General features: G+C 53.2%; 20 protein-coding genes and 1 pseudogene. 11 read left to right on the top strand and 10 right to left on the bottom strand.

Going from position 1 to position 23,856, the window contains the following annotated elements; all coding sequences use genetic code 11:
- Window positions 1-6: 6 nt before the first annotated feature.
- The gene (locus ACLBVC_RS05240; protein WP_410148607.1) at window positions 7-894 is read right to left on the bottom strand and encodes a MurR/RpiR family transcriptional regulator; all 888 of its coding nucleotides are present in this window, start codon (window positions 892-894) and stop codon (window positions 7-9) included.
- Window positions 895-1,345: 451 nt separating this feature from the next.
- Here ACLBVC_RS05240 and ACLBVC_RS05235 point away from each other — a divergent pair, with 451 nt between their 5' ends.
- Both ACLBVC_RS05235 and ACLBVC_RS05230 read left to right on the top strand, forming a co-directional pair.
- On the top strand, window positions 1,346-3,475 hold the full coding sequence (locus ACLBVC_RS05235) for a TonB-dependent siderophore receptor (protein WP_410148605.1): 2,130 nt from the start codon (window positions 1,346-1,348) through the stop codon (window positions 3,473-3,475).
- Window positions 3,476-3,549: 74 nt separating this feature from the next.
- A pseudogene (locus ACLBVC_RS05230) lies at window positions 3,550-3,842 on the top strand (hypothetical protein); the annotation flags it as partial.
- A 581-nt stretch (window positions 3,843-4,423) separates the two neighbouring features.
- Here the strand turns inward: ACLBVC_RS05230 and ACLBVC_RS05225 are convergent.
- Window positions 4,424-4,867 (bottom strand): ester cyclase, encoded by a 444-nt coding sequence (locus ACLBVC_RS05225; protein ID WP_410148604.1) that lies wholly within the window; start codon window positions 4,865-4,867, stop codon window positions 4,424-4,426.
- 119 nt (window positions 4,868-4,986) lie between these two features.
- Here ACLBVC_RS05225 and ACLBVC_RS05220 point away from each other — a divergent pair, with 119 nt between their 5' ends.
- The 4 genes from ACLBVC_RS05220 to licT all read left to right on the top strand — a co-directional run bounded on the left by ACLBVC_RS05220 (window position 4,987) and on the right by licT (window position 10,365).
- Window positions 4,987-5,901, top strand: a complete 915-nt coding sequence (locus ACLBVC_RS05220) for a LysR family transcriptional regulator (protein ID WP_410148602.1) — start codon at window positions 4,987-4,989, stop codon at window positions 5,899-5,901.
- Window positions 5,902-6,223: 322 nt separating this feature from the next.
- Window positions 6,224-8,092 (top strand): beta-glucoside-specific PTS transporter subunit IIABC, encoded by a 1,869-nt coding sequence (locus ACLBVC_RS05215; RefSeq protein WP_410148600.1) that lies wholly within the window; start codon window positions 6,224-6,226, stop codon window positions 8,090-8,092.
- Complete coding sequence (locus ACLBVC_RS05210; protein ID WP_410148598.1) at window positions 8,089-9,504, top strand: glycoside hydrolase family 1 protein; 1,416 nt, start codon at window positions 8,089-8,091, stop codon at window positions 9,502-9,504. Before ACLBVC_RS05215 ends, ACLBVC_RS05210 begins: the two co-directional genes overlap by 4 nt.
- A gap of 21 nt (window positions 9,505-9,525) precedes the next feature.
- On the top strand, window positions 9,526-10,365 hold the full coding sequence (licT, locus tag ACLBVC_RS05205) for a BglG family transcription antiterminator LicT (RefSeq protein WP_410148831.1): 840 nt from the start codon (window positions 9,526-9,528) through the stop codon (window positions 10,363-10,365).
- Window positions 10,366-10,398: 33 nt separating this feature from the next.
- Here the strand turns inward: licT and ACLBVC_RS05200 are convergent, their stop codons facing one another.
- Window positions 10,399-11,028 carry a helix-turn-helix domain-containing protein gene (locus ACLBVC_RS05200; protein ID WP_410148596.1) on the bottom strand — a complete coding sequence of 210 codons (630 nt, stop codon included), beginning with the start codon at window positions 11,026-11,028 and terminating at the stop codon, window positions 10,399-10,401.
- Between the two features lie 462 nt (window positions 11,029-11,490).
- On the opposite strand from ACLBVC_RS05200, the gene ACLBVC_RS05195 reads away from it, so the two are divergent.
- Both ACLBVC_RS05195 and ACLBVC_RS05190 read left to right on the top strand, forming a co-directional pair.
- Window positions 11,491-13,143, top strand: coding sequence for a methyl-accepting chemotaxis protein (locus ACLBVC_RS05195; protein WP_410148594.1), 1,653 nt, complete (start codon window positions 11,491-11,493; stop codon window positions 13,141-13,143).
- A gap of 58 nt (window positions 13,144-13,201) precedes the next feature.
- On the top strand, window positions 13,202-13,525 hold the full coding sequence (locus ACLBVC_RS05190) for a hypothetical protein (protein WP_410148592.1): 324 nt from the start codon (window positions 13,202-13,204) through the stop codon (window positions 13,523-13,525).
- Window positions 13,526-13,597: 72 nt separating this feature from the next.
- Here ACLBVC_RS05190 and ACLBVC_RS05185 read toward each other — a convergent pair whose 3' ends face one another.
- Entirely contained in the window at window positions 13,598-14,488 is an 891-nt protein-coding gene (locus tag ACLBVC_RS05185) for a LysR family transcriptional regulator (RefSeq protein WP_410148590.1), read from the bottom strand.
- A gap of 246 nt (window positions 14,489-14,734) precedes the next feature.
- Between ACLBVC_RS05185 and ACLBVC_RS05180 the strand changes: the two genes are divergently transcribed.
- The 3 genes from ACLBVC_RS05180 (at window position 14,735) to ACLBVC_RS05170 (ending at window position 18,103) form a co-directional block, all read left to right on the top strand.
- Complete coding sequence (locus ACLBVC_RS05180) at window positions 14,735-15,928, top strand: MFS transporter (RefSeq protein WP_410148588.1); 1,194 nt, start codon at window positions 14,735-14,737, stop codon at window positions 15,926-15,928.
- Window positions 15,929-16,005: 77 nt separating this feature from the next.
- Entirely contained in the window at window positions 16,006-17,034 is a 1,029-nt protein-coding gene (locus tag ACLBVC_RS05175) for an alpha/beta hydrolase (protein ID WP_410148586.1), read from the top strand.
- A gap of 157 nt (window positions 17,035-17,191) precedes the next feature.
- Window positions 17,192-18,103 (top strand): LysR family transcriptional regulator, encoded by a 912-nt coding sequence (locus tag ACLBVC_RS05170; protein ID WP_410148584.1) that lies wholly within the window; start codon window positions 17,192-17,194, stop codon window positions 18,101-18,103.
- Window positions 18,104-18,109: 6 nt separating this feature from the next.
- On the opposite strand, the gene ACLBVC_RS05165 is transcribed toward ACLBVC_RS05170, so the two are convergent.
- The 6 genes from ACLBVC_RS05165 to ACLBVC_RS05140 form a co-directional block, all read right to left on the bottom strand.
- Window positions 18,110-19,216 carry an alkene reductase gene (locus ACLBVC_RS05165; protein ID WP_410148583.1) on the bottom strand — a complete coding sequence of 369 codons (1,107 nt, stop codon included), beginning with the start codon at window positions 19,214-19,216 and terminating at the stop codon, window positions 18,110-18,112.
- A 41-nt stretch (window positions 19,217-19,257) separates the two neighbouring features.
- Window positions 19,258-20,454, bottom strand: coding sequence for an MFS transporter (locus ACLBVC_RS05160; protein ID WP_410148581.1), 1,197 nt, complete (start codon window positions 20,452-20,454; stop codon window positions 19,258-19,260).
- A 393-nt stretch (window positions 20,455-20,847) separates the two neighbouring features.
- Window positions 20,848-21,585 carry an amino acid ABC transporter ATP-binding protein gene (locus tag ACLBVC_RS05155; protein WP_410148579.1) on the bottom strand — a complete coding sequence of 246 codons (738 nt, stop codon included), beginning with the start codon at window positions 21,583-21,585 and terminating at the stop codon, window positions 20,848-20,850.
- 9 nt (window positions 21,586-21,594) lie between these two features.
- The gene (locus ACLBVC_RS05150) at window positions 21,595-22,350 is read right to left on the bottom strand and encodes an amino acid ABC transporter permease (RefSeq protein ID WP_152323831.1); all 756 of its coding nucleotides are present in this window, start codon (window positions 22,348-22,350) and stop codon (window positions 21,595-21,597) included.
- 4 nt (window positions 22,351-22,354) lie between these two features.
- Window positions 22,355-23,050 carry an amino acid ABC transporter permease gene (locus ACLBVC_RS05145; protein ID WP_195813323.1) on the bottom strand — a complete coding sequence of 232 codons (696 nt, stop codon included), beginning with the start codon at window positions 23,048-23,050 and terminating at the stop codon, window positions 22,355-22,357.
- 36 nt (window positions 23,051-23,086) lie between these two features.
- On the bottom strand, window positions 23,087-23,842 hold the full coding sequence (locus tag ACLBVC_RS05140) for an SDR family oxidoreductase (RefSeq protein WP_410148576.1): 756 nt from the start codon (window positions 23,840-23,842) through the stop codon (window positions 23,087-23,089).
- Window positions 23,843-23,856 lie beyond the last annotated feature (14 nt).

The raw sequence follows: 23,856 nt of genomic DNA, 5'->3' as shown, positions 1-23,856 counted from the left end.
AACGCCTCACTTCTTGTTTGACGGTTTCAGTGTCCGGTATAAATCCTGAATGCGGGTCATTGTTTTGACCGTGCGGGAGGACGTGGCGGATGCGACCGATAATATCAGCATTTCCAGACAAACCAGCACAGTGCCATGCAGCGGCATCCGGCCATTTTCGCCGCCGCGTGGCACGTTGATCACGAGGGTTGCTTCTTTGGCGAAGAATGATTCTGTGGCGTGCGTCAGCAAAATGATTGGAATACCCAGACGTTTTGCCTCGCGAACCGTGGTCGTTCCCTCTTTGTGCGCGCTTTTTTGCGCCATCATAATCAGTACATCGCCACGTTGCAGGCTGATTAGCTGTTCCGCCAGCGCGACGCCGGAACGGTTAAGCGAAACGGCTGGAATGCCAATGCGGTTGAAAAGCCGTGTACTGTAATCCGCCAGAATTCCCGAGGCATTAATGCCAAAAAGCCCCACCTGACGCGCGCCAATCAGCAACGCTACGGCTTCAGACATCACCTGCCGGTTACCGGGTTCGGAAAGCGTATCGCACGCACGTTTATGGCCATCGAGAACGAAATCGATGCCGGAATTAATATCGCAGGCCAGCTCGCTGATCGTAGTGATCATCTTTTCTTCTGAATTTATCGCTGTGCCGAGCCACGCTTCCAGCGTTTTTTTCATGTCACGCAAACCGGCAAACCCTAATGCCTGGATTGCGCGGATTACGGTGGCGTCCGAGGTTTCCGTTGCGGCAGATATTTCTAATGCCGTGGATTCCAGAACAATCTCACGATTGTCATTGATATATCTGACCACGGCCTGTAAGCGTGGTGAAAGTGCGGGTGCCCGCGCACGATAACGTTCACCAAATACATCAATACGTTTTTTTAACGGAGTGGCAGCCATGGAATGAACCCGATCCCTTTGCTTTAAAAGTGTATGGGTAAGCGTCAGTGCTCTGAGATGATTTTTATCATATCAAATGTAGTGATCTAGCCGCTATTAAAACGCTTTAATTCACTGAGTTCAGGGCGGAAAGACTTCGGTTTTGTCGGGATTAATGAGTTTTTTTTGCGATAAATTAATGGATTAATTGGTTTCTATGATCATAGGGTTGTGTGAGTTTTTTTAATGAATCATGTAGTGTCTGCATTAAATTGTTCATTTACTACTACATTTTCGCATGTTGGAATGATTATCAATTGCATTGTCGCGGTTCTCTTTTACTCAAGGAACGTGCAGGAAATAACCTATGGAGAAATTGCGGGAATAGTTCCCTGCAAAATTGGGTGATTTCTTAAAATATCCGGAATGAATTTACGGAAATAATAAAACAATAATCATCAGGCTTAATGAAATGAATAATAACAGGACGATTTTTTTTAAACGAAATGGCCATCCGGCAATTTTGGCCGCTATTTATGGTGTCGCGTTGCTGACACCGGGGATCAGTTATTCTGCGTGGGACAGCAATACGCTCACGGTGTCCGGACAGGGAAAAGATGGGCAGGGTTACAGCGCCAGCGAGGCTTCAGTGGCCAGCAAAACGCCGACTTCCCGGCTCAATGAAGCACAGTCGGTCAGCGTGGTGACGCAGCAACAGCTGGAGGATTATCAGGCTTCGAGTTTGTCGGACGCGATGCGTTTTGTCAGCGGCGTCACCGAAGGCAATACACTGGCGGGCACCGAGGACGGTTTTGTCCGCCGGGGATTTGGTTCGAACTCCGACGGTTCGATTTATCGCGACGGCGTGCGCAGCAGTCAGGGGCTGAATTTTGATGCCACCACCGAACGCGTCGAAGTGCTGAAAGGCTCGGCATCGCTGCTGTACGGCATCCAGAATCCGGGCGGCGTGATCAACGTTGTCAGCAAAAAACCGCAATACGACTGGCACACCAAAATCAGCGGGCGTTCCTCCAGCGAAGGCGGTGGCGCGGGCACAATTGACGTCACCGGCCCGCTCGGCAAGGGTTTTGCATTCCGCCTGATTGCAGAAAAACAAAATCAGGATTACTGGCGCAATTTTGGCAGCGATAAACACACGCTGGTTGCACCGTCGCTGCAATGGTATGGCGAAAAAACCAGTTTCCGGATCAGCTATTCCGATTACCGCTACGACATTCCTTACGATCGAGGTACGGCATTTATCAACGGCAAACCGATTGATATCAATTATAAAGACCGGCTGGACGACAAAGCAAACCGCGCCTGGGGCCACAATAAAACGCTGAATGCCCATTATGACTGGCAGTTCAGCGATGACTGGAGCACCCGCCTGACGCTCGGTTGGAACCAGCGCCGCTACAACAATGACGAAGTCAGGGTGACGGCGGTCAACACTACCACCGGCGCAGTGACGCGCCGCGCCGACGCTAACCGCGGCTTTAACCACAAAACTAAATACGTTTCCTGGGATTTGCTGGGCTCGCAGGACATTCTGGGGATGAATCACGATATCGTGCTGGGCACGGATTATGAGATGAATCAGACATACCGTGCGCATCAGTACCAGGGCAAAGCGAATAGCAGCTTCAATTACTTTGATCCGCAATACGATATTCTTTCGCCGGTCACCAACAGCACCACAGAAAACACCGCCAACGGCAATAACCTGAACCGCATTCACAGCCGTTCGGTCTATGCCAAAGACAGCATTTCGCTGACGTCGGACTGGATTGCCGTGGTCGGCGGGCGTTATCAGCATTACGAACAGCGCGCGTCGAAAGGCTTTGATCCGGTCGTTCAGACGCTCGACAGCGAAGGCAATAAATTCCTGCCGCAGGCCGGGCTGATTTACAAACTGACCCCGGACGTTTCGCTCTACAGCAGCGTCAGCAAATCCTTTACGCCGTCAACCGACGTGGATGACGACGGCAATGTCGGTAAACCGGAGCAGGGCACCAACTGGGAAATGGGCAGCAAATGGCAGATTTCCCCGCGCCTGTTTGCCAGCGTGGCGCTGTACCGGATTGACGAACGCGACATGTCTCTCAGCATAAACGGCACAACGCGGGCGATTGATAAAGCGCGTTCCACCGGCGCGGAATTTGAGCTGAACGGCGAAGTGTTGCCAGACTGGGATGTGAGCGCCAATTATAGCTATGACAACGCCGAAATTGTGAATGACGGCGTGAACTCCGCCAATAATGGCAACCGCTTGCAAAATGCACCACGCCATTCCGGCGCGCTGTATCTGAGCCATAACCTGATGTTCAGCGGTATTCCGGGTGATTTCCGCGTGGGTGGTGGGGCGCGTTATGTTGGCTCGCGGGCGGGCGATCCGGAGAACAGTTTCACGATGCCGGACTATGTGGTGGCTGACAGCTTTATCGCATGGAACAACCAGCTGTTCGGCGAGAAAACGCAGCTGAAACTCAATCTGAATAACCTGTTTAACAAACACTATTACACCTCCAGCGGCGGCAATCTGCGCGTGCGTGAAGGAGAAACCCGTAATCTGATGGTGCAGGCCAGTGTTGAATTCTGATCGTGATAGTCAAAAGGGCGCGCTGCGCGTGCCCGCATTTTTCAGACTGGTGCTTATCGCACTGGCACTGCTGAGTGCCGGCGGTGAAAGGCAGCCTCGGCGGACTGCTGACGTTTGCTGGTGACGACAACATTGCCAGCAAAACCCTCGGCGGCGTATTGAGTCGTCTGAATGAAGAATCCGTGATCATGGCGCAGCCGGAATTTTACACCGCGACCGGCACGTTGCGGCCACCGAGTTTATGGCGAAAACGCTGTATCCGGAGCTTTTTGCCGACATTGAACCCGAACAAACCCTCAGACAACTCTTCCACGATTACCTGCCCGTTCCGTCCAGCGGAACGTATTTCGGCCAGGGAAAAGACTAAAAGAGAGAAACGCAGAATTCAGCACACAAAAAAGCCCCGGCTGTTGAGAGGGCCGGGGCTTTGCAGAACGCGAGCATGATTTAAAGTTTTCCTAATTAAAACTTATACTCAGCGCCCAGATACGCATGAACTTCATTGCTCACGTCACTGGCTACGAGTGTATTCACTTTGGCGGTGGCGCTCCAGTTTTTGCGTTAAGCCCGACATACGACGCTTCAACATAAGGGCGCAACGTCTGGGCGCCTTTCAGGGGGATGTTTTTACCGGTTTTCACGCCCGCACCGGCAAAGCCTGCGCTGAATTTGCCGTCTTTACCGGACGAGGAATAGATAATGTCGCCGTACGTCGCGGTGGGGTGGCAAACAGGTGCCAGTTTTTGCCCGCAAGCTGATGCTGTGTCCAGCTGGTGTAAAAGCGGTAGTCATTCCCGCCGATATCGTTGCTTCGGGTTAAATTCAGAACGTTATCTGATCAGAGGCAAGGAGAGGGGCGCCCAAAAACAGACATAACAAAGTCGCTATCATTAGTCCTCCGTATTTACAGGTATTAACACGCAGGGATGTCAGCGATAAGCGAATCTGTTAAAAAAGGGACGGAAACTGCCCTAGCTGGATAAATAAGCCAAAGAAATCTTCCTGATGCCAGGTCGTTGTGACTCTTTCACCGTTAAGCTGATGAAATTCGTGCAGCCGGATACTGACAAATTTGCCGGTGGGTTCGATGCCCATGAAATTACCTTTGTGCGTGCCGGTAATTTCAGCCCGTACCGCAATCTGCCCCGGAATCTGTAATAAATCATGAATAATAATCTGCACATCCGGGAATGCGGTGATAAACATTCTGATGATACTTTTCAGCCCTTCAGGGCCGGGAGCCTGACCCGGCGCGAGGGGGATATCGTCCCAATCCGGCGTGACGGCCTCATCGAGCAAATCAGGCTGTTGCAGGCTGAATGCCTGATAAATCTTCTCCACCGCCTGACGTTCTTTTATAAGGCGAAGGGCGGTTTCATTGTGGTCTGACATGGCGGTAATTCCTCTGGCTGATTGTCTTTCTATCGGGATAATCTGGATCACGCGGCCAGTATCACATTCACATCAGCGATAATTGAAATAAGAAAACCATATAGAGGATTATACGTTTTATGGATTTTAAGGGCTTGGACCTGAATCTTCTGGTGGCTTTTAGCGCGCTGATGGAAGAACGCAATGTGACGCACGCGGCTACCAAAGCGGCCGTCAGTCAGCCCGCGATGAGCGCCGCACTTTCGCGTCTGCGCACACATTTCGGCGATCCGCTGTTTATCCGCAGCGCGTCCGGTTTATTGCCGACTGCACGCGCCAAAGAGATCGGCGTCCACGTTTCGAAAGCGCTGAACGAACTGACGTATTTGCTGGTGCCCGAAGTGCATTTTTCACCGGAAAACCTGGAAATGTCCTTCACGCTCGGTATGCCGGAATATCCGCTGATGGTGGTGCTGCCCGGCATTATGCGCGCTATCAGCCAGCAAGCGCCCGGTGTGGCGTTGCATGTGCGCACGTTTATCGATCGCGATGAATCTATTGGCATGCTGGACAGTGGCGAAGTTGACATGGTGATTGGCATCACGCCGACGCAATCTGAAAACCGGATTTTCTCGCAGTATTTATTCAGCGATAGCTTTGTCACGCTGATCCGCCGTGATAACAAAAATGCGACAGGCGGCATGACGTTAGAAGCTTATCTCGCAATGTGGCACATTCTGGTCTCGCCGGAAGGTCATCATTACGGGCAGGTGGACGAACAACTGCGCGAACTTGGCCTGACCCGGGAACTGCGGCTGACTGTGCCGACCATGTTTGGTGTTTCCGCCATTATTGAACAAACAGATTACGTGGCGACGGTGCTCAAGCGCAGCGTGCTGGCCGGTGAAAAGCATGAAAATGTCGCGATGATCACGCCGCCCGTCGCCATGCCTGAAGTGCCGTTTCATCTGCTGTGGCATAAACGCTCCGACAACAGCCCGGCGCAAAAATGGTTACGCGGGCTGATTGATGAAGTTGCAGGAAAACTAAGGTAATTCAATACGAAATAGCTTGGAAGTCCGTTTTTCTGAGCCATTTTTGTGCCTCTGGTGATGTTGAAAAAATGTAATAAACGCACGCGTCGGCTGACAAAAAGTTCGTGATGTCTCTCGCAAAATGGATCTTCCGCGCTTGCCGTGGATACCGTCCTGTGGCGATACTCCGCTGGCAACGGGTTCAGACCGGTTGCTGACGCATTTTTATTGAGGCGTGTTACTGCTCAGGCAGGCAAGACCAAAATAAGAATGCACTTCTCTTCAGGGGAGGTGCATTTTCATTTTGGTCTTTTTTTTTGCTTTTTTTCACCGGGGAAAACCAATGGATTACAAACAACTGGGTATTGAAATTTTGGCTCATACCGGGGGCAAGCAGAACGTCAGCAAACTGACGCACTGCGCAACCCGTTTGCGGATGGAGTTTAACGATGATGCGAAAGTGAATGCGAAAGCCATCGAAGCGTTACCTGGCGTCATCAGCGTCGTCGAACGCGGCGGGCAATTCCAGATCGTGGTCGGCAACAACGTGCAGCAGACTTTCCGCGCCATACAAAAAGAGATCGGCGCACCCGGCGCGCGGACGACCGGGCAGCAAAAACAGAAAGCGAAAGGCGGGATTATTACGCAAATCATCAGCGTGATTTCCACCACCTTTACGCCGGTTATTCCTGCCATTACCGGCGCGGGGATGATCAAAGCGCTGCTGGCAATCTTGAAACTGACCGGTGTGATGAGCGCGGCCAGCCCGACGTATCATCTGCTGGATACCATTTCTGACGCGGCATTTTTCTTCCTGCCGGTGCTGCTGGCTTACGGCGCGTCCATCAAATTTGAATGTAACCCGATTCTGGCCATGACCATCGCCGGGGCGCTGTTGCACCCGAATCTGGCGCAAATGATGGCGGCGGGCACCGCGATTGATTTCATCGGTATTCCGGTGCGGCTGGCCGATTACGCCGGTTCGGTGCTGCCTATTATCTTCACGGTCTGGCTGATGTCGTATATCGAACGCTTTGCCGAGAAAGTCTCGCCGACGATGATTAAATTCTTCACCAAACCGATGATCATCTTACTGGTGACGGCACCGCTGGCGCTGGTAGTTGTAGGGCCTTTTGGGATCTTCCTCAATGACATCGTCGCCAGCGGCGCGGCGATTGTTGACCACAAAGCCAGCTGGCTGATCCCGATGTTAATGGGGGGATTGCAGCCGTTCCTGGTGATCACAGGTACCGCGTGGGCGATGACGCCCATTGCAACCGGGCAGCTCAGTAAAAATGGTTTTGAGATGATTAACGGGCCGGGAATGCTGGCGTCCAATATCGCGCAGGGTGCAGCGACATTATGTGTGGCGTTCCGCACGAAGAACAAGAATTTGCGTCAGTTAGCGTCGTCGGCGGGGTTTACCGCGCTGCTGGGGATCACCGAACCTTCACTGTATGGCGTAACGCTGAAACTGCGCCGGCCGCTGATTGCGGCCATGATCGGCGGCGGGTGCGCGGGTATTTACGCCGGGCTGAGCGGGCTGGTGCGTTACGCGTTCGTTTCGCCGGGGTTGGCAGCGTTACCGGCGTTTATCGGCGAAAATCCGATGAACATCGTCCATGCCCTGATTACCTGTGCGATTGCGATTGTAGTGACGTTTGCACTGACCTGGATTTTAGGGTTTGAAGATCCGGTTGAAGAAGTTCAGGAAGAGCAGGATGCTGCGCCGGTTTCCGGTTCGCCACAGAAAATCGTCAGCCCGCTGGCCGGTGAGTTAGTGGCGCTGGATCAGGTGAGCGATGACGTCTTCTCTCAGGGATTGTTAGGTAAAGGACTCGCGATTATTCCGCACGAAGGTTTGTTGCGCGCCCCGGTTGATGGCGAAGTGGTGACGTTCCTGCCATCACGACATGCCGTGGGTATTCGTGGGGACAATGGCGTGGAAATCCTGATGCACATCGGTATTGATACCGTCAATCTGGGCGGAAAGCATTTTACCTCGGCGCTGCAGATAGGTGATCGGGTCAAAGCAGGCGATGAGCTGGTACGGTTTGATATTGCGGCCATAACCGCGCTCGGTTACGAAATCATCACACCGGTGCTGGTGGTCAACAGCGAAGAATATCCGCAACTGGAATGCCGTCAGGCGGGTGCGGTGAATTTTGGTGAGCCGATCATCACATTGAACACCGTTAAGGAGAACGTATGATTTTTCAGACGCTGGAAGGGTTTCCGAAAGATTTTCTATGGGGCGCGTCAACGTCGGCTTATCAGGTCGAAGGGGCATGGAATGAAGACGGTAAAAGCCCGTCAGTCGTTGACATGCTGGTGCATCCGCACGAAGCCGCTGATTTCACCGTCGCAAGCGACCACTATCATCGTTTTCGCGAAGATGTGGCGTTGTTCGCCGAACTGGGGCTGAAAGCTTACCGGTTCTCTGTGGCCTGGACGCGTATTTTACCGGGCGGAACCGGCGAGGTGAATCAGGCCGGGCTGGCGTTTTATCAGCAACTGATCGACGAACTGCTTCATCACGGCATTGAACCGGTGGTGACGCTCTATCATTTTGATCTGCCGTATATTCTGGAGCAGCAGGGTGGCTGGTCGAACAGGGCAACCATCGATGCGTTTGTGGAATATGCCGGTGTGTTGTTTTCGGCTTTTGGCAGCAAAATCAAATACTGGCTGACCATTAATGAGCAAAACACGCTGATATTGCATCCGGGGGCGGTCGGTATGCCAAAAGGCGGCGAATTACCCTCGAAGGCCGTGCTATATCAGCAAAACCACCACATGATGGTGGCGCAGGCGCGGGTCATGGCATTGTGTCACCAGCTTTGTCCGGCCGGTAAAATTGGTCCGGCGATTAACACAACGTCGATGTATCAGGAAACCTGTGCTCCTCTGGATGCCATCGCCGCCCACAACTGGGAAACGTTGCGGTGCTGGAGTTTTCTGGATGTTGCGGTGCACGGCCGTTATAACGCGCTGGCTTGGCGGTATCTCGAAGACCGCGGGCTGGCACCGGTAATGGCAGCGGAAGATGCCGCGCTTTTATTGCAGGGTAAACCTGATTACGTGGCAATCAACTATTATTCAACAGCGACCATTGCCGCCAGCCGGGGCGACGCTTCAGATATCAGCGCACGCGCAGGCGATCAGCAAATTATGCTGGGAGAACCGGGCGTCTATCGCGCGGCAGAAAACCCGTTCGTGGATAAAACGCAGTATGGCTGGGTGATTGATCCGGTCGGATTGCGCCTGACGTTGCGTAAAACCTGCGAGCGTTATCACCTGCCGATATTGATTACGGAGAATGGTATTGGTGCACCTGATATATTGCAGCCCGATGGGTCAGTTAATGATGATTACCGCATTGAATTTATGCGCCAGCACGTTGAGCAGATGCAGCTGGCGATCAACGACGGTGTCGAGCTGATAGGATATTGCCCGTGGGCGGCGATCGATGTGGTCAGCACGCATCAGGGTTATGCAAAACGTTACGGGTTTATCTACGTCAACCGGGGTGAAAAAGACCTGCTGGATTTGCGGCGTATCAAAAAGAACAGCTTTGGCTGGTATCAGCGCTTAATCGCGTCAAACGGCGAACAGCGCACATAGAAAAGGTGTATGGCTGAGAAGATGAAGGTCATTAAAGTCCTCAATAATAGCCTGGTGCTATCAACGGATGACGATAACCATGAAGTTATCGTCATGGGCAAAGGTCTAGGCTTTGGCAGCAAAGTGGGTGACGTTCTCGACCCGGCAAGCATTGAGAAAATCTATGCCGTACAAAACAATCAGAAAGGCCGTGAATACCTGCGGCTGATCGAAGACACGCCGGAAGAGCATATTGAGATTGTGCAGATGATCCTCAGCCTGGCCAACGCCGGGCTGAAAGGGCGGATCAACGAGCAGATTTTTTTCACGCTGGTCGATCACATCAGTTTTGCGATTGAGCGTTATCACAAAGGCATCAGCATTCAGAATCGCCTGCTGTTCGAAGTGAAGCGTTTTTATCCGCAGGAATTCGCCGTGGCGGTGCAGGCTCTGGGGCATATCAACCAGCGTTTGCAGATCCAGCTTCCTGAAGAAGAAGCGGGCAATATTGCCTTTCATTTGGTTAACGGCCAGACCGACGTGCAGAACATGGAACACACGCTGCTGGCGGTGAAAATGCTGAAGGATATTTTCAATATCATCCAGTATCACTTTCGCATCACCATCAACACGGGATCCCTGAACTACGCCCGTTTTCTGGTTCACATGCAGTTCTTCATCCAGCGGATGGTAGAAAAACAGCAGGTGGTTTCAAAAGATGACTTCATTTTTTCGCAGGTGATCCGTGAATATCCGCACGTTTACCGGTGCGCGTTGCTTATCCGCGATTACATCAAAAACCTGCTGGAAATGGAGATGTCCAATGATGAACTGCTGTATCTGGTCATCCACCTGACGCGTATTACTGATCAGGACGAGTGAGCGGTTTTGCCTGGTTTATAGCGCGTAAAAGCATCATGGATTACTGCGGGACGCCAGCTTATGGTACTGCGTTGGCGTCATACCCATCAGCTTTGAAAAGACTCTTCTAAACACCTTATCATCACGATACCCGCATTTTGTGGCTACGCCGCTAATATTTGCAGTACGTTTCCGCAGAAGAACACAAGCCGACTCTATCCTTACTCGTGTAATAAATTCTTTAGGGTTTTCACCTGTAAGTAATTTCAGTTTTCTGTGCAGAGTTCTGTGGCTGATATTTAACTCTTTTGCGAGATTTTCTGCAGTAATACCGGGTTCTTTATAACGGATGATATGTTTAGCCCTCAGAAGAAGAGGATGGCGCGTATTAACGAACCCTTGCGGTGCTGCATAAATTCTCTGCGAAATAGGCTGACTCTCAGCTACCACCATATCCGCAGCCAGCCTCGCAATGTCCGGACCCGAAAATCGCCTGATAATATGCAGCGCGAGTTCTATCCATGACAACGGCCCGCCGGTGGTAATTATCCTGTCATGTTCTTCCAGATAGGTTCCCCAGACCGGCCTGGCTTTAGGATAACGTTCCTGCGCCCTCGAAAGCCCCTTCGACAGGGATACGTCTTCCCTGACTGGATTTTGAACGCCAAGGTCGTCGCCACACAAAGCGACTGGACCTGCTTAGATGCACCGCCCCCTCCAAAAAGGTCTGGTATAACATCCAGACTTTTTTGTTTAACAACACATTTACTTTTCTTATGGAATTTTCAGTTTTTCCCTCACGGAGTACTTTACGCTTTTTCTTTAGAACGAATCCGAAGCGCCGCCTGCTAACGTAATCTAACTCAATCATGTAAGGCGATGCCGGATCCCGGTGAACAACACATCAGCCCCGCTCCGGTGAGAAACCGGTTGTTTATGCCGATGAATGATTAATTTCAGAAAGGGTTGAATGATCAGATTCCCTTGATGACTTACGTCATTTTGATAAAAAAATTACAATGTATTTAACGTAAATTATTGAATTAGATCGGTTTAATTAATGTTTGCACAAGGTCTGCCGATATTCTCCTCTCACAACCTGTCTCATTTTTTAGATGAGCAGGACTTACGATTCAGGGAGATAAAATGAACATAACACAACGACTTTTGCTTACGTTCACACTGCTTTCGACAGCACTCATTGCGCTGGGTACTGTCGCCATCATGCTCATTTCGGGTTTTCAGTCCCGGTTTGAGTATGTTCAGGACAACGCCATCCCATCAATAAAAGACCTCAGCAAACTTATCGAACAGAGTAATAAACTCTCACTGACGCTCTACAAACATCAGAGTCAGACGGACAACACCAAAATGCCGCCGGTTGAAGCGCTCATTCAGAAGCAGATTGAAATCATAAAAGCTCAGACCCAAAACTATCTTGAACACGATATCTCCAGTGATGAAGATGAGCGGCTGACGCATGTGGCGTTTGACAATGTGCGTAAGGTTGAAGAGGCGTTACCGGCGTTTTTAGCCGCGTCGCGCTCGCATGAGGATGATGTCACGCTGGCGCTTATCGAAGGGGATAAGGGCATCGGTGAGGCTATCCGCCAGATGGTCACGAGTTATCAGAAGCAGCTGACGCTGAACATTGATATTGGCGAAGGGCTGCGGCTTAAAAACCGTTCTATTTTCCAGGAAACCCTGTGGGGCATGGGGATCGCGGTAACGCTGACCATTCTGCTGCTGGGTTTGCTGGGATTGGCGACGATTCTGCGGGTGCGCAAAAGCCTGCTGGCCATCGGCGATATCATGAAAAATGCCAGCGATAATCTCGATCTGACCGTCAGCGCGGACACGCGTCGTCGCGACGAAGTCGGCAATATGGCGCAGGCTTTTAACCATCTGATGCAGCGCGTTTCTGCCGCGTTGTTGTCCGTGGGGGCCGCATCGCAGTCTGTCAGCAGTGCGTCGGCACAAATCGCGGCGGGCAACGAAGATCTGTCTTCCCGCACCGAACAGCAGGCCGCTTCCCTTGAAGAAACGGCTGCCAGCATGACGCAACTCAGTGAAACGGTGCGACAGACCGCTGACAACACCCGTCAGGCAAGTCAGCTGGCCGGTAACATGAGCACGCTGTCGGAAAAAAGTGCGTCATCTCTCGAGAAAATGCTCGGGACGATGGGCGATATCCGCAGCAGTTCGCGCAAGGTGACCGAAATTATCACCCTAATCGAAGGCATCGCTTTCCAGACCAACATTCTGGCCTTAAACGCCGCCGTTGAAGCCGCGCGTGCCGGGGAACACGGCAAGGGATTCGCCGTCGTGGCGGGAGAAGTCAGAAATCTTTCGCAGCGTTCCACCCTGGCGGCACGGGAAATAAAAGAACTGCTCGACATTTCCTATAATCAGATAGAAGCGGGTGCCGATCAGGCGGGTGATGTCGGAGAAAACATGACCAACATGAGCACCACCATCCGGCAGGTCACGGATTTGGTGAACGAAATTGCGGCCGCGGCGCTTGAGCAAAGCCAGGGGATTTCACAGGTGCATCAGGCCGTTAACCAGATGGATGATGTGACCCAGCAAAACGCCGCGCTGGTTGAAGAAGCGTCTGCGGCCTCGCGCTCCCTTCAGGAACAGGCCAATAGCCTGGCGCAGCTGGTGGGTGAATTCAGGGTCATAGGTTCTGCGCAGCGTTCTCCGGCACAGCCCGCACAGGCGCAGATCCCCCGTCTGAACGGTGAAACGAAAACGCTGAAATCTGTCACGGATGGCCCGAACTGGGAAAGCTTTTAATGCCGTTTAAAAGCGGGCAAACCAGAAGCGAGCCCGCCAATGAAGAGGGAAAATCCCGATGGATCTTACGCAAGAACCGGCGGAGCATCTGATAAAACATAAGGCTCTGATCGACATATTTGAACAAATGATCGCTCTGGTGAATCAGCTCGCCGTGGGGGAGTACCACTCGCTGGAGCTGTATCTCAATAATTGCCGACATTTCAGCAAGCGCAGTCAGGAAGCGCAAAAGATATTGGCCGAACCCTCCTTCGAACAATATCTGATGAGAAATGACATTGTCCTTTTTTACAGTATTAACAGCGTCAACATGGCCTTCGGAATGATGACCAATCTTCTGGAAAACATGAATAAACTGGTGGCAAACGATCAGGTGCAGTGACGCGTTCAATCATCGGATGCGGTAGTTTTAACGGAAAAGGTGACCGCGTGTTCAGTCACCTTTTCTCCATCATCACCCGCCCAGCTTCAGCGCATCCATCACCAGCGAAAACGCCGGGGAATGCTGTTTACGGCTCGGGTAGTAAAGGTAATAGCCCTGAAATGGTAAACACCAGGCCTCGAGAACGCGGATCAGACGCCCTTCATCAATATGCGGTTCGAATTCTTCTTCTGGCAAAAATGCGATCCCCAGCCCGGTAAGCGCGGCTTCCACCATGTGCGCAGAAGTATTAAACGTCAGTTGCCCGTTCACCCGAACGTTTACCGGCCCTTCGTCATTGTCAAATTCCCAGACATATAGCCCGCCAGATGTGGCCTGACGCATATTCATGCAGTTGTGATGCAGCAAATCGTGGGGCGTTTCCGGTTTAGGGTTTTTGTCGAAATAGGCTGGTGAAGCGACGGCTGCCATACGCAATGGCCCGGTAATCGGCATGGCGATCATGTCTTTATCAATCGTATCGCCCAGACGAACACCCGCGTCAAACCGGTCAGCCACGATATTACGGAATCCGTGATTGGCATCAAACTCCAGCCTGACATCCGGATATTTTCGCAATACCGGCACGAGTTTCGGCAACAAAAGCGAGCTGAGAATATTCGGGCCACAGGTGATGCGCACCGTCCCTGCAGGCTTTTCGCGCATTTCCGTCAGCATGTCCAGCTCCGCTTCAATTTCATCAAAACGGCTGCCAATCGCCAGTAATAATCGCTCGCCCGCCGCTGTCGGCGACACGTTGCGCGTGGTACGCGTCAGCAAGCGGATATCCATACGATTTTCCAGCGCCGTAATGGTCTGGCTTAATGCTGGCTGCGTGATACCCAGTTGCGCCGCCGCACGGGTGAAACTGCCTTCGCGGGCCACGGTCACAAACGCCAGCAGGTCATTAAGATTACGTTTCATCGAACATTCCGCCTCTTTATTATTCTATTTATAAGCAGGGCTTATAAGCCTATTAAGAATTCATTACCTAGTCAAAATATACCTGCCGTGTAGAATTTCAGGCAAGCCAAAACGCAAAATCAGCGGATTATTTTTTTCGCTGAACTCTCCGGTTAACGTAATGTTTTATCAGTCTTTATTCACGTGAATAAAGACCGGCTCCGGCTTGCCAAAAATTCATCCTGCAGAAAATAAAAAGGGTAAAGCGTGACGACGATTATTGAGAATGATGAAGCGAACCAGCAACCGGTGGCGCACTGGAACGGTATCTGGGCGATAACCATGTGCGCCTTTGCCCTGGTGGCGTCGGAGTTTATGCCCGTCAGTCTGCTGTCACCGGTTTCACAGGATCTGGGTGTCAGCGAAGGGCTGGCCGGGCAGGGGATCGCCATCTCCGGCGCGCTTGCCGTGATCACCAGTTTGCTGTTGTCGCGGCTGGCGGGGAATATCAACCGCAAACATCTGCTTTTAGGACTGACGCTGCTGATGGCGTTTTCCGGTGCGGTGATTGCTTTTTCGCCCAACTATCTGACGTACATGGCGGGTCGCGCACTGATTGGCGTGGTGATCGGCGGGTTCTGGTCAATGTCCGCCGCGCTAGCTATACGGCTGGTGCCGCTTGAAAAAGTGCCCCGCGCACTGGCAATTTTCAACGGTGGCAATGCGCTGGCGACGGTTGTGGCTGCACCGCTGGGCAGTTATCTCGGCTCCGTAATGGGCTGGCGTGGCGCATTCTTTTGTCTCGTGCCGGTCGCGCTCGTGACCTTCATCTGGCAGTTGATCAGCCTGCCGTCGATGGCTCCTGTCGTACGTGAAAAAGGCACGGGAAACCTCTTCCGGTTGTTCAAAAAACCGCTTGCTGCCACGGGACTGGCGGCCTGCGGTGTTTTCTTCATGGGGCAATTTGCTCTGTTCACTTATTTGCGCCCGTTTCTTGAAACGGTTACGCGCGTCAACGTGGAAACTTTGTCTCTCATTTTGCTGACGCTCGGCGTTTCCGGGTTTATCGGGACGCTGCTCATCGGCTCATTCCTGAAGAAAAATTTCTACCTCACGCTCATTGCAATCCCGCTGGTGATGGCCGCTATAGCCGTAACGCTGATGCTCTCCGGTCATGTCCTCTGGCTGGTCTTTACCTTGCTGGGTTTCTGGGGGCTGGTAGCCACGGCGGCACCCGTTGGCTGGTGGTCGTGGGTGGCGAAGACCTTCCCGGATAACGCGGAAGCCGGAGGCGGGCTGATGGTTGCCGTCGTGCAACTCAGCATTGCGTTGGGCTCCACCACTGGGGGGCTGGCGTTTGACCACACTGGCTGGCAAAGCACGTTTGCTCTCAGCGCCGCACTGCTGGTGCTGGGTTCCTGTTTGGCGCTGATGACATCCCGCAGGGATAACGCGGCGTAACGTACCACTACCGTAATTCATTGATTCACCGGGCGAAATGACGCCTGTTTTTGCCACTCTCCATCAAGGATATCGCTATGAGAATGCTTTCTATGTTACTGGGGCTGTTTATCAGCTCGTTCGCGGCAACTGCTGCGGACATGTCAAAAGGGGCGGATAATTTTTATAAAAGTGACAATGTCACTCGGCAAAAGGTGACGTTTAAAAACCAGTATCAGATGAACGTGACCGGCAACCTGTTTATGCCTAAAGGCATGGATCAGAACGCCAAAAATCCTGCGATTATCGTCGGGCACCCGATGGGCGCAGTCAAGGAGCAAAGCTCGAATCTGTACGCGCAAAAACTGGCCGAGCAGGGGTTTGTCACGCTGGCAATTGATATCTCTTTTTGGGGCGAAAGCGAAGGCAAACCGCGTAATGCCGTTGCACCGGATATCTATGCCGAAGATTTCAGTGCCGCGGTGGATTACCTTGGGACACGTCAGTTTATCGACAGAAACCGCATCGGGGTCTTGGGGATTTGCGGCAGTGGCAGCTTTGTGATCAGCGCGGCCAAAATCGACCCACGCATGAAGGCGATAGCGACGGTGAGCATGTACGACATGGGTTCTGCTAACCGTCACGCGCTGAATAATTCGTTAACCCTGGCGCAGCGTAAGCAGGTCATAGCCGAAGCCGCCGAGCAGCGTTATACCGAATTCACCGGCGGCGAAACCCAATACACCAGCGGCACGCCGGATAAGATTGATGAAAACTCGCCGCCAATTGCTAAAGAGTTTTATGATTTTTACCGCACGCCGCGCGGCGAGTTCACGCCAAAAGGAACAACCTCAGCGCTGACAACGCATCCGACGCTGACCAGCAACGTAAAATTCATGAATTTCTATCCGTTCAACGATATCGAAACGATTTCACCGCGCCCGATGCTGTTTATCACCGGTGACCAGGCGCACTCGAAGGAATTCAGTGAAGACGCTTACAAACGTGCGGGCCAGCCTAAAGAGCTCTACATCGTTCCCGGTGCCGGTCATGTTGATCTCTACGACCGCACCGATCTGATCCCGTTTGCCAAACTGACCTCATTCTTTAAAGAAAACCTGAAGTAAAATCCTACAGAATGACATTGTAAACCGCTCTCCGGAGCGGTTTTTTTATGCTGATTTTCGCCGAGTTCTTCCTTTTTCTTGCCCTTATGACGCCATATATTCCACAATGCGCGTTAAGCAAACCCGCCAACATTCTCAGATTCCGGAACATCACGAAATGCGCAAAACAGATCATCTGGGTGGGATCACGGCGTTTGTCACAACGGCGCAGTGCGGGAGTTTTACTGCGGCGGCGGAACGGCTTGGGCTGACGAAATCGGCGGTGGCGAAAAGTGTCGGGCGCCTTGAGGCGCGGCTAGGGCTGCAACTTTTTCAGCGTTCGACGCGGCGGCTCAGCCTGACGCCGGACGGTGAGCGTTATCTGCAAAGCAGCCAGAACGCGATTGAAATTCTGGAACAGGCCGAGGCGGAGCTGATGTCGCATACCGCGAAACCTTCCGGCCGGTTGCGGGTAGATTTACCGGCGGCGTTCGGGCGCCAGCGGATCATGCCGCATCTGCTGGCGGTTATCCGGCAATATCCTGAACTGGAAATGACGATTACCTTCAGCGAACGTTTTATCGATCCGATTGAAGAGGGTATTGATCTGGTGGTGCGTATCGGCGAACTGACCGACAGCAGCGGGCTGATAGCGCGCCGTCTGACCACGCAAAAGCTGGTGATCTGCGCTGCACCGGAGTATCTCGCGCAATATGGCGAACCGCATGAACCTGATGAACTCAGCCAGCATCGCTGCGTGGTGGGCGTGCGGCGCAATCAGCCGAAATTCTGGATCCTGCGCAACGCGCGCGGCGAGGTGAGCCGATATACGCCACCCGCGACGTACGAATTTGCCGACGGCGACGCCATGCTGGCAGGCGTGCTGGCCGGTTGCGGGCTTTCGCAATTGCCGCTGTGGCTGGTGGGAAAATATCTGGCAAGCGGTCAACTGAAAGAGGTGCTGACAGGCCATTCCGGGGGAGAAATGCCTGTCAGCGCGTTGTGGCCTAAAAGCCGTCAGCTGTTACCGAAAATTCGCTTTGTGGTAGATACGCTGATCAAAGCCGCGGAAGACGGCCAGCTCGACTGATGCGGCTTACGCTTTTTCGTCATAGAACGGGTAATCGGTGTAGCCTTTTTCGTTACCGCCGTAAAACGTGGCGCGATCCGGTTCCGTCAGCGGCCAGTTGTTCGCCATCCGTTCGACCAGATCCGGGTTGGAAATAAACGGTCTGCCAAAGGCAATCAGATCAGCGCGGTCTGCCTGCAACCAGGCCTCCGCACGGTCTTTCTCAAAACTGCCTGCGATGATCAGTGTGCCGGAATAGGCTTTGCGGAATGAATCGGTGAATCCTTGCGGAATTGCCTGTGCGCCAAGGCTTTGCTGGTCGCTCAGATGCACAAAGGCCAGCGAACGCGTGCTGAGTTCTGCGGCCAGCGTTAACCAGGTTTCTGCTTCACCTTCAAATTCATGCATATCAAAAAGACGACCAAACGGCGCGAGGCGGATCCCGGTTTTACCGGCACCGATGGCTTCCGCCACGGCGTCCGTCACTTCCAGCACAAAGCGTAGGCGGTTGGCAATTTCCGCGCCGCCGTATTCATCTTCACGGGTATTTAAGCCGCCGTTGATGAACTGCTCCGCCAGATAGCCGTTGGCCGCGTGGATTTCCACCCCGTCGAATCCGGCGCGGATGGCGTTTTTCGCGGCAGTCACGTAATCCTGCACCACGCTGCGGATTTCCTCTTTGGATAACGCGCGCGGCATGGAAACGGCGACCGGGCCGTATTTGCCTTCATCGTTAATCCCGAAGCAGGTGGAGTTTTCAGCCCTGACGGCCACGGAACTCACCGGCGCTTCGCCTTTATTTTGCAGGCTGGTGTGTGAAACGCGGCCCACGTGCCAGAGCTGAATAAAGATTTTGCCGTTTTTGTCATGCACCGCTTTTGTTGTCAGCGCCCAGCCTTTGACCTGTGCTTCGTTATAAATCCCCGGCGTGAACGCATAACCCTGGCCCTGAACGGAAATCTGCGAACCTTCAGAAACGATCAGCCCGGCAGAGGCACGCTGCTGATAATAACGGGCAGTCAGTTCGTCCGCCGTATCGCCTTTATCCGCCCGCGAACGGGTCATCGGTGCCATCACCACGCGGTTGGATAAGGTGATATCCCCCAGTTGGTACGGTGTAAATAATTTCTCCATGGTTCTCTCCTTTCACTGAATGTTGTTAGAAAAATGCGAAATTAATTTTGTTTTGCGTGTTCGATTCTGTGCGTCTGGCAAGCACGGTCACCGGCGTCCACGCGCTGTTTGATGTAAATACTGAACCACGCAGCGGCGGCGAAAATAATGCTGCTCAGCACTACTGAACGCGTACCGAACTCGGCGATAAACCAGCCGCCCGCCAGTGAACCGACGGCGATGCCCAGATTTGAAAATGACATGTACAGGCTGTTGGCGAATTCCGGCGCTTTGCTGGCTTCGCGCATCAGCCACGTCTGGCTGACCACCAGCCCGGAAGAGTGGAATGCGCCCCAGAAAATCATCAGCGCGCACATGGCAAGCAGGGAATCACCGGCCAGCCAGACGAGGATGAAGATCAGCGCGTATACCACCGGATACAGATGCGTCGTTTTGTTGGTGTCTTTTTGCAGGAAGTTGCTGAACACAAAGTTCCCGGCGAACCCGCAGACACCAAAGACGATGAGCATCGCCGTGATCATGTTGCTGTTGAGGTGCGTGACGTGGGACAGGTAATCCGCCACGTAGCTGAAACTCGAGAACATCGCGGCGAAAATCATCGTGACCGTGACGATCGTCAGCCACAGTTTGCCGTTACGCAGCACGCTCACCTGGCTGGCGAAGGAAACTTTGGCCGTGGCAGGCATCGAAGGGACGAAGAAGAGGATCCCGAAGAACGCGAGGGCGCAGGAAATCGCTGCAAAGTAGAACGCATCGGCCAGCGATAAATGTTCTGCAATCAGCGAACTTAACGGCACGCCAAGCACCAGCCCGATTGCCACACCGGCAAACACTTTCGCCGCCGCACCGGCACTTTTTTCTTTCGGCACGACCTGCGTGGCGACCACCAGCGCGACCGCAAAGAATACCGCGTGCGTGAGTGCCGGAAGAATGCGGAACACCAGCATCATATTGAAGACGTCTGTGGTGGCGTAAATCAGGTTGGAAACCACAAACACCAGGAGAATCGAAAGCAGCACGTTTTTTTTGTTAAAACCCGATAGCAGCAGGGTAATAAAGGGGCCGGTGACGGCGACGATCACGGCGTAAATGCTGACCAGAAAACCGACCTGCGTGGCGGTGACGTGGAGCTGTTCGATGAGTTTTGGCAACAATCCGATGATGCCAATTTCCGTGGTGATGACGCTGAAGACGGCGACGGAAAGTGTCAGCAGCAGGAGTGAATTTTTATTTTGCATTGAAAGCCTTGTAGAACCGAATGTGCAGATGAAAAGTTGAACCTGATCATCCGGCAGTTCGAATTATTCGGAAAGGCCTCTCCGGGCGCATCTTAGTAGACATAACTTCGTCAATTAAACCAGGCAGCACGCCATTGAAACGGCAGCCGCCCGACGGGTTTTGCCCAGTTTTGATATTCCGATGACGCTTCTGAATATCAAAATTTTCAATAAAATTAATGCTATTGACGGTTATGAAACGGGCGATGGTTTTCTGTTTAGCCCCTGTCAGAGGTTTGAAAAGGCGCGGCGGAAGCGATCATTCTCGGGGCGAGTGGGGGCGATGGAAGTAAGAAGGCGGGTGCCGGCGCCTTTTTTATATATGAAATATAAAAAAGGCGCGGTATTCAGAAATCAGTTGTGATGCAAATCGCTTAAAAACTTCTGCGCACGGGCGTGTTGCGGGCGCGTGAAGAAGTTCTCCGGCGTGGATTTCTCCAGAATTTTCCCCTGATCCATAAACCAGATCGTGTCCGCCACTTCGCGGGCAAAATTCATTTCGTGCGTTACGCACATCATGGTCATGCCTTCCCGCGCCAGACCGCGCATTACGTTCAGCACTTCACCAACCATTTCCGGATCCAGCGCTGACGTCGGTTCATCAAACAACATCACCGGCGGTTTCATGGCTAGCGCCCGTGCAATGGCGACGCGCTGCTGTTGCCCGCCGGAAAGTTGCGCCGGATAGGCATTGGCTTTGTGCGACAAACCGACGCGTTCCAGCAGTTCACCCGCGTGCTGACGCGCTTCCTGCCGCTTCACGCCGAGCACTTTCACCGGCGACATCATAATATTTTCCAGCACCGAAACGTGCGGGAAAAGGTTGAAGTTCTGAAACACAAACCCAATGCGCGTGCGCAACTGGTTCAGGCGCGTACTGGTGCCGTGAATATCCATGCCATCAAACAGGATCTGGCCTTCTTCAATCGGCTCCAGCCGGTTGACGGTGCGGATCAGCGTTGATTTTCCCGAACCGGACGGCCCGCATACCACCACCACTTCACCGCTTTTAATTTCTGCACTCAGGTCGGTCAGCGCCTGGTATTCGCCATACCATTTATTGACCTGATTAAATAAGATCATCGGTCGCATCGTCGTTCCTTATTGTGATTGAGTCTTGGTCAGCAGCATCGCCTGCGCCACGTTGTCCGCTTCCGGCACGCGGTTCTGACGTTTGCGCGTAATGCGCGCTTCCAGCTTATTGGCGAGCCACGTCAGGCTGAAACAGATCAAGTAATAGCCAATCGCGACAATCGCGAAAACCTGAAACGGCTTGGTCAGCAGCTGGTTGTTGACCTGATTGGCGGCAAAGGTCAGCTCCGGTACGTTAATCACGTAACCGAGCGTGCTGTCTTTGATAATAGAAACCAGCTGGCTGACCAGACTTGGCAGCGTGTTGTACAACGCCTGCGGCAGGATAATCAGGCGCAGCGTTTTGAAATAACTCATGCCTAACGCACGCGCCGCCTCGTACTGACCGCCCGGCAGCGCCTGAATGCCGCCGCGCACAATCTCGGCGATATAGGCACTTTCATAAATCACCAGCGTACACAGCATGGTGCTGAATCCGCTGATGTTGTGGCCGATTAACAGCGGGACACAAAAGTACGTCCAGAACACCACCATCAACAACGGAATACCGCGTAAACCGTAGACCCAGCAGGCGGCGGGCCAGCTCAGCCAGCGGAACGGAGATAAACGCGCCAGCCCGAGCAAAACCCCCACCGGCAGCGCAAACAGCACGGCCAGCACGGAAATCAGCAGCGTACAGAGGATCCCGCCGAGCGGCCCCTGCGGATATTGTCCCATCAGGAACAGCATCCCGTTGTCGTGCAAAATCGTGAACATTTCGAGCATGGGATTACCTCGCGTAGACCCGCTGGAACCGGCGGGCCAGCAACGCACCTGCACCCATCAGCAGCAGAGAGAAGAACAGATAACCGGCAGAGGCCACCAGATACGATTCGAAAGTGCGGAACGTCTGGTTTTCAATATCACGGGTCACGTAAGTCAGCTCAGCCACGCCAATGACCATCGCCAGACTGGTGTTTTTGAACAGTAAAACGGTGTGGTTGAGCAGCGACGGCAGCGCGTTACGGATGCCCTGCGGCAGGATCACCGAACGCAAAGAACGGGTGTAACTCATGCCCAGGGCTCGTGATGCCTCGGTTTGCCCTTCAGGAATAGCGCGTAAACCGCTGCGGATGTCTTCGGAGAAATACGCCGCCTGGCACAATCCGAGCGCAAACATCGAGAACAGAAACTCGGCGTTAAAATCGTTAATCCACATCTGCACGGATTCCGGCAGCAGCGTCGGAATGGCGAAATACCACATCATCAGCTGGATAAGCGTCGGCACATTGCGGTGATATGACACATACGCGCGGACAAAATATTCGGCGGCGCGTTTGTGCGTCAGCCGGATGACGACCAGCAGCAGGGCAATAAACATCGCCAGCAACCAGGAGCCCAGCGCCAGCTTGAGGGTGACTACCAGTCCATCGACGATCATCTGCCCGAACTGACCGGTCAGGACTTTGCTGAAATCGAGCGTCATCGTATTTTCACCCTCCTGAATAGTTGAACTGTCGGTTTATAAGGAAACGGTTTCGCCGGGGCGCATGGTGGAAAGGCCACCGGGAACCTGCAACGTCGGGGTGATTTCGATATTGCCGATGTTCACGGCAACCGGCGCAGAGACGGCAAACGCCACGCAATCGGCGATGTCTTTAGCTTCCGGCAGTTCAAAGCCGTCAATGAAGCGGCGGCGGGCTTCTTCGTGATCGCCGGAAACGTTGCCGAAAATGTCCGTTGCCACGCGGCCGGGGCAGATTTCGGTAATGCGCACCCGCTTGCCGTAGCAGTCAACGCGCAGCTGGCGCGAGAGGGCGTGAACGCCGGCTTTGGTGGCGTGATAAATCGAGTTGCCGCCGAAGTTATAAATTGCGGCAATCGAGGTGATGTTAATGACGTGGCCGCGATCGCGTTCCATCATGCCCGGCACCAGCAGGCGGCAGAGATGCAAAACGGCGCGCAAATTCACGTCCACCTGCGTATCCACAGATTCTTTATCGGCGTTCAGGATAGAGCCAGGGCGTGAAACACCGGCATTGTTCACCAGAATATCCACGCTGATTTCGCTGCACAGGCGCGTGACGGCGTCGAGGTCGCTGACGTCGACCGCATGAGGAATGCAACCGGTGCGGGCGGCGAGGGCGGCCAGCTGGTCGGCGCGGCGGGCGACGGCGTGAACCGTGATCCCTTCCTGACAAAGGCGTTCGACAATGGCTTCACCCATTCCGGCCGATGCGCCGGTCACCAGCGCGGTTTTGTAATCTGAAAATGGCATTGCGACTCTCCTGT

Source organism: Rahnella selenatireducens (genome assembly GCF_046449555.1).
Lineage (GTDB): Bacteria > Pseudomonadota > Gammaproteobacteria > Enterobacterales > Enterobacteriaceae > Rahnella > Rahnella selenatireducens.
The sequence above is the reverse complement of the archived record's forward strand: the minus strand, read 5'-3'. Positions and strand labels throughout refer to the sequence as shown.

What these genes read in the sequence shown, in the direction of transcription:
- ACLBVC_RS05155 (WP_410148579.1), bottom strand. Translation starts at nt 21,585, where the DNA reads ATGCGACCGATGATCTTATTTAATCAGGTCAATAAATGGTATGGCGAA.
- ACLBVC_RS05165 (WP_410148583.1), bottom strand. Translation starts at nt 19,216, where the DNA reads ATGGAGAAATTATTTACACCGTACCAACTGGGGGATATCACCTTATCC.
- ACLBVC_RS05240 (WP_410148607.1), bottom strand. Translation starts at nt 894, where the DNA reads ATGGCTGCCACTCCGTTAAAAAAACGTATTGATGTATTTGGTGAACGT.
- ACLBVC_RS05225 (WP_410148604.1), bottom strand. Translation starts at nt 4,867, where the DNA reads ATGTCAGACCACAATGAAACCGCCCTTCGCCTTATAAAAGAACGTCAG.
- ACLBVC_RS05170 (WP_410148584.1), top strand. Translation starts at nt 17,192, where the DNA reads ATGCGCAAAACAGATCATCTGGGTGGGATCACGGCGTTTGTCACAACG.
- ACLBVC_RS05190 (WP_410148592.1), top strand. Translation starts at nt 13,202, where the DNA reads ATGGATCTTACGCAAGAACCGGCGGAGCATCTGATAAAACATAAGGCT.
- ACLBVC_RS05210 (WP_410148598.1), top strand. Translation starts at nt 8,089, where the DNA reads ATGATTTTTCAGACGCTGGAAGGGTTTCCGAAAGATTTTCTATGGGGC.
- ACLBVC_RS05215 (WP_410148600.1), top strand. Translation starts at nt 6,224, where the DNA reads ATGGATTACAAACAACTGGGTATTGAAATTTTGGCTCATACCGGGGGC.
- ACLBVC_RS05235 (WP_410148605.1), top strand. Translation starts at nt 1,346, where the DNA reads ATGAATAATAACAGGACGATTTTTTTTAAACGAAATGGCCATCCGGCA.
- ACLBVC_RS05195 (WP_410148594.1), top strand. Translation starts at nt 11,491, where the DNA reads ATGAACATAACACAACGACTTTTGCTTACGTTCACACTGCTTTCGACA.
- ACLBVC_RS05175 (WP_410148586.1), top strand. Translation starts at nt 16,006, where the DNA reads ATGAGAATGCTTTCTATGTTACTGGGGCTGTTTATCAGCTCGTTCGCG.
- licT (WP_410148831.1), top strand. Translation starts at nt 9,526, where the DNA reads ATGAAGGTCATTAAAGTCCTCAATAATAGCCTGGTGCTATCAACGGAT.
- ACLBVC_RS05185 (WP_410148590.1), bottom strand. Translation starts at nt 14,488, where the DNA reads ATGAAACGTAATCTTAATGACCTGCTGGCGTTTGTGACCGTGGCCCGC.
- ACLBVC_RS05220 (WP_410148602.1), top strand. Translation starts at nt 4,987, where the DNA reads ATGGATTTTAAGGGCTTGGACCTGAATCTTCTGGTGGCTTTTAGCGCG.
- ACLBVC_RS05150 (WP_152323831.1), bottom strand. Translation starts at nt 22,350, where the DNA reads ATGCTCGAAATGTTCACGATTTTGCACGACAACGGGATGCTGTTCCTG.
- ACLBVC_RS05160 (WP_410148581.1), bottom strand. Translation starts at nt 20,454, where the DNA reads ATGCAAAATAAAAATTCACTCCTGCTGCTGACACTTTCCGTCGCCGTC.
- ACLBVC_RS05140 (WP_410148576.1), bottom strand. Translation starts at nt 23,842, where the DNA reads ATGCCATTTTCAGATTACAAAACCGCGCTGGTGACCGGCGCATCGGCC.
- ACLBVC_RS05145 (WP_195813323.1), bottom strand. Translation starts at nt 23,050, where the DNA reads ATGACGCTCGATTTCAGCAAAGTCCTGACCGGTCAGTTCGGGCAGATG.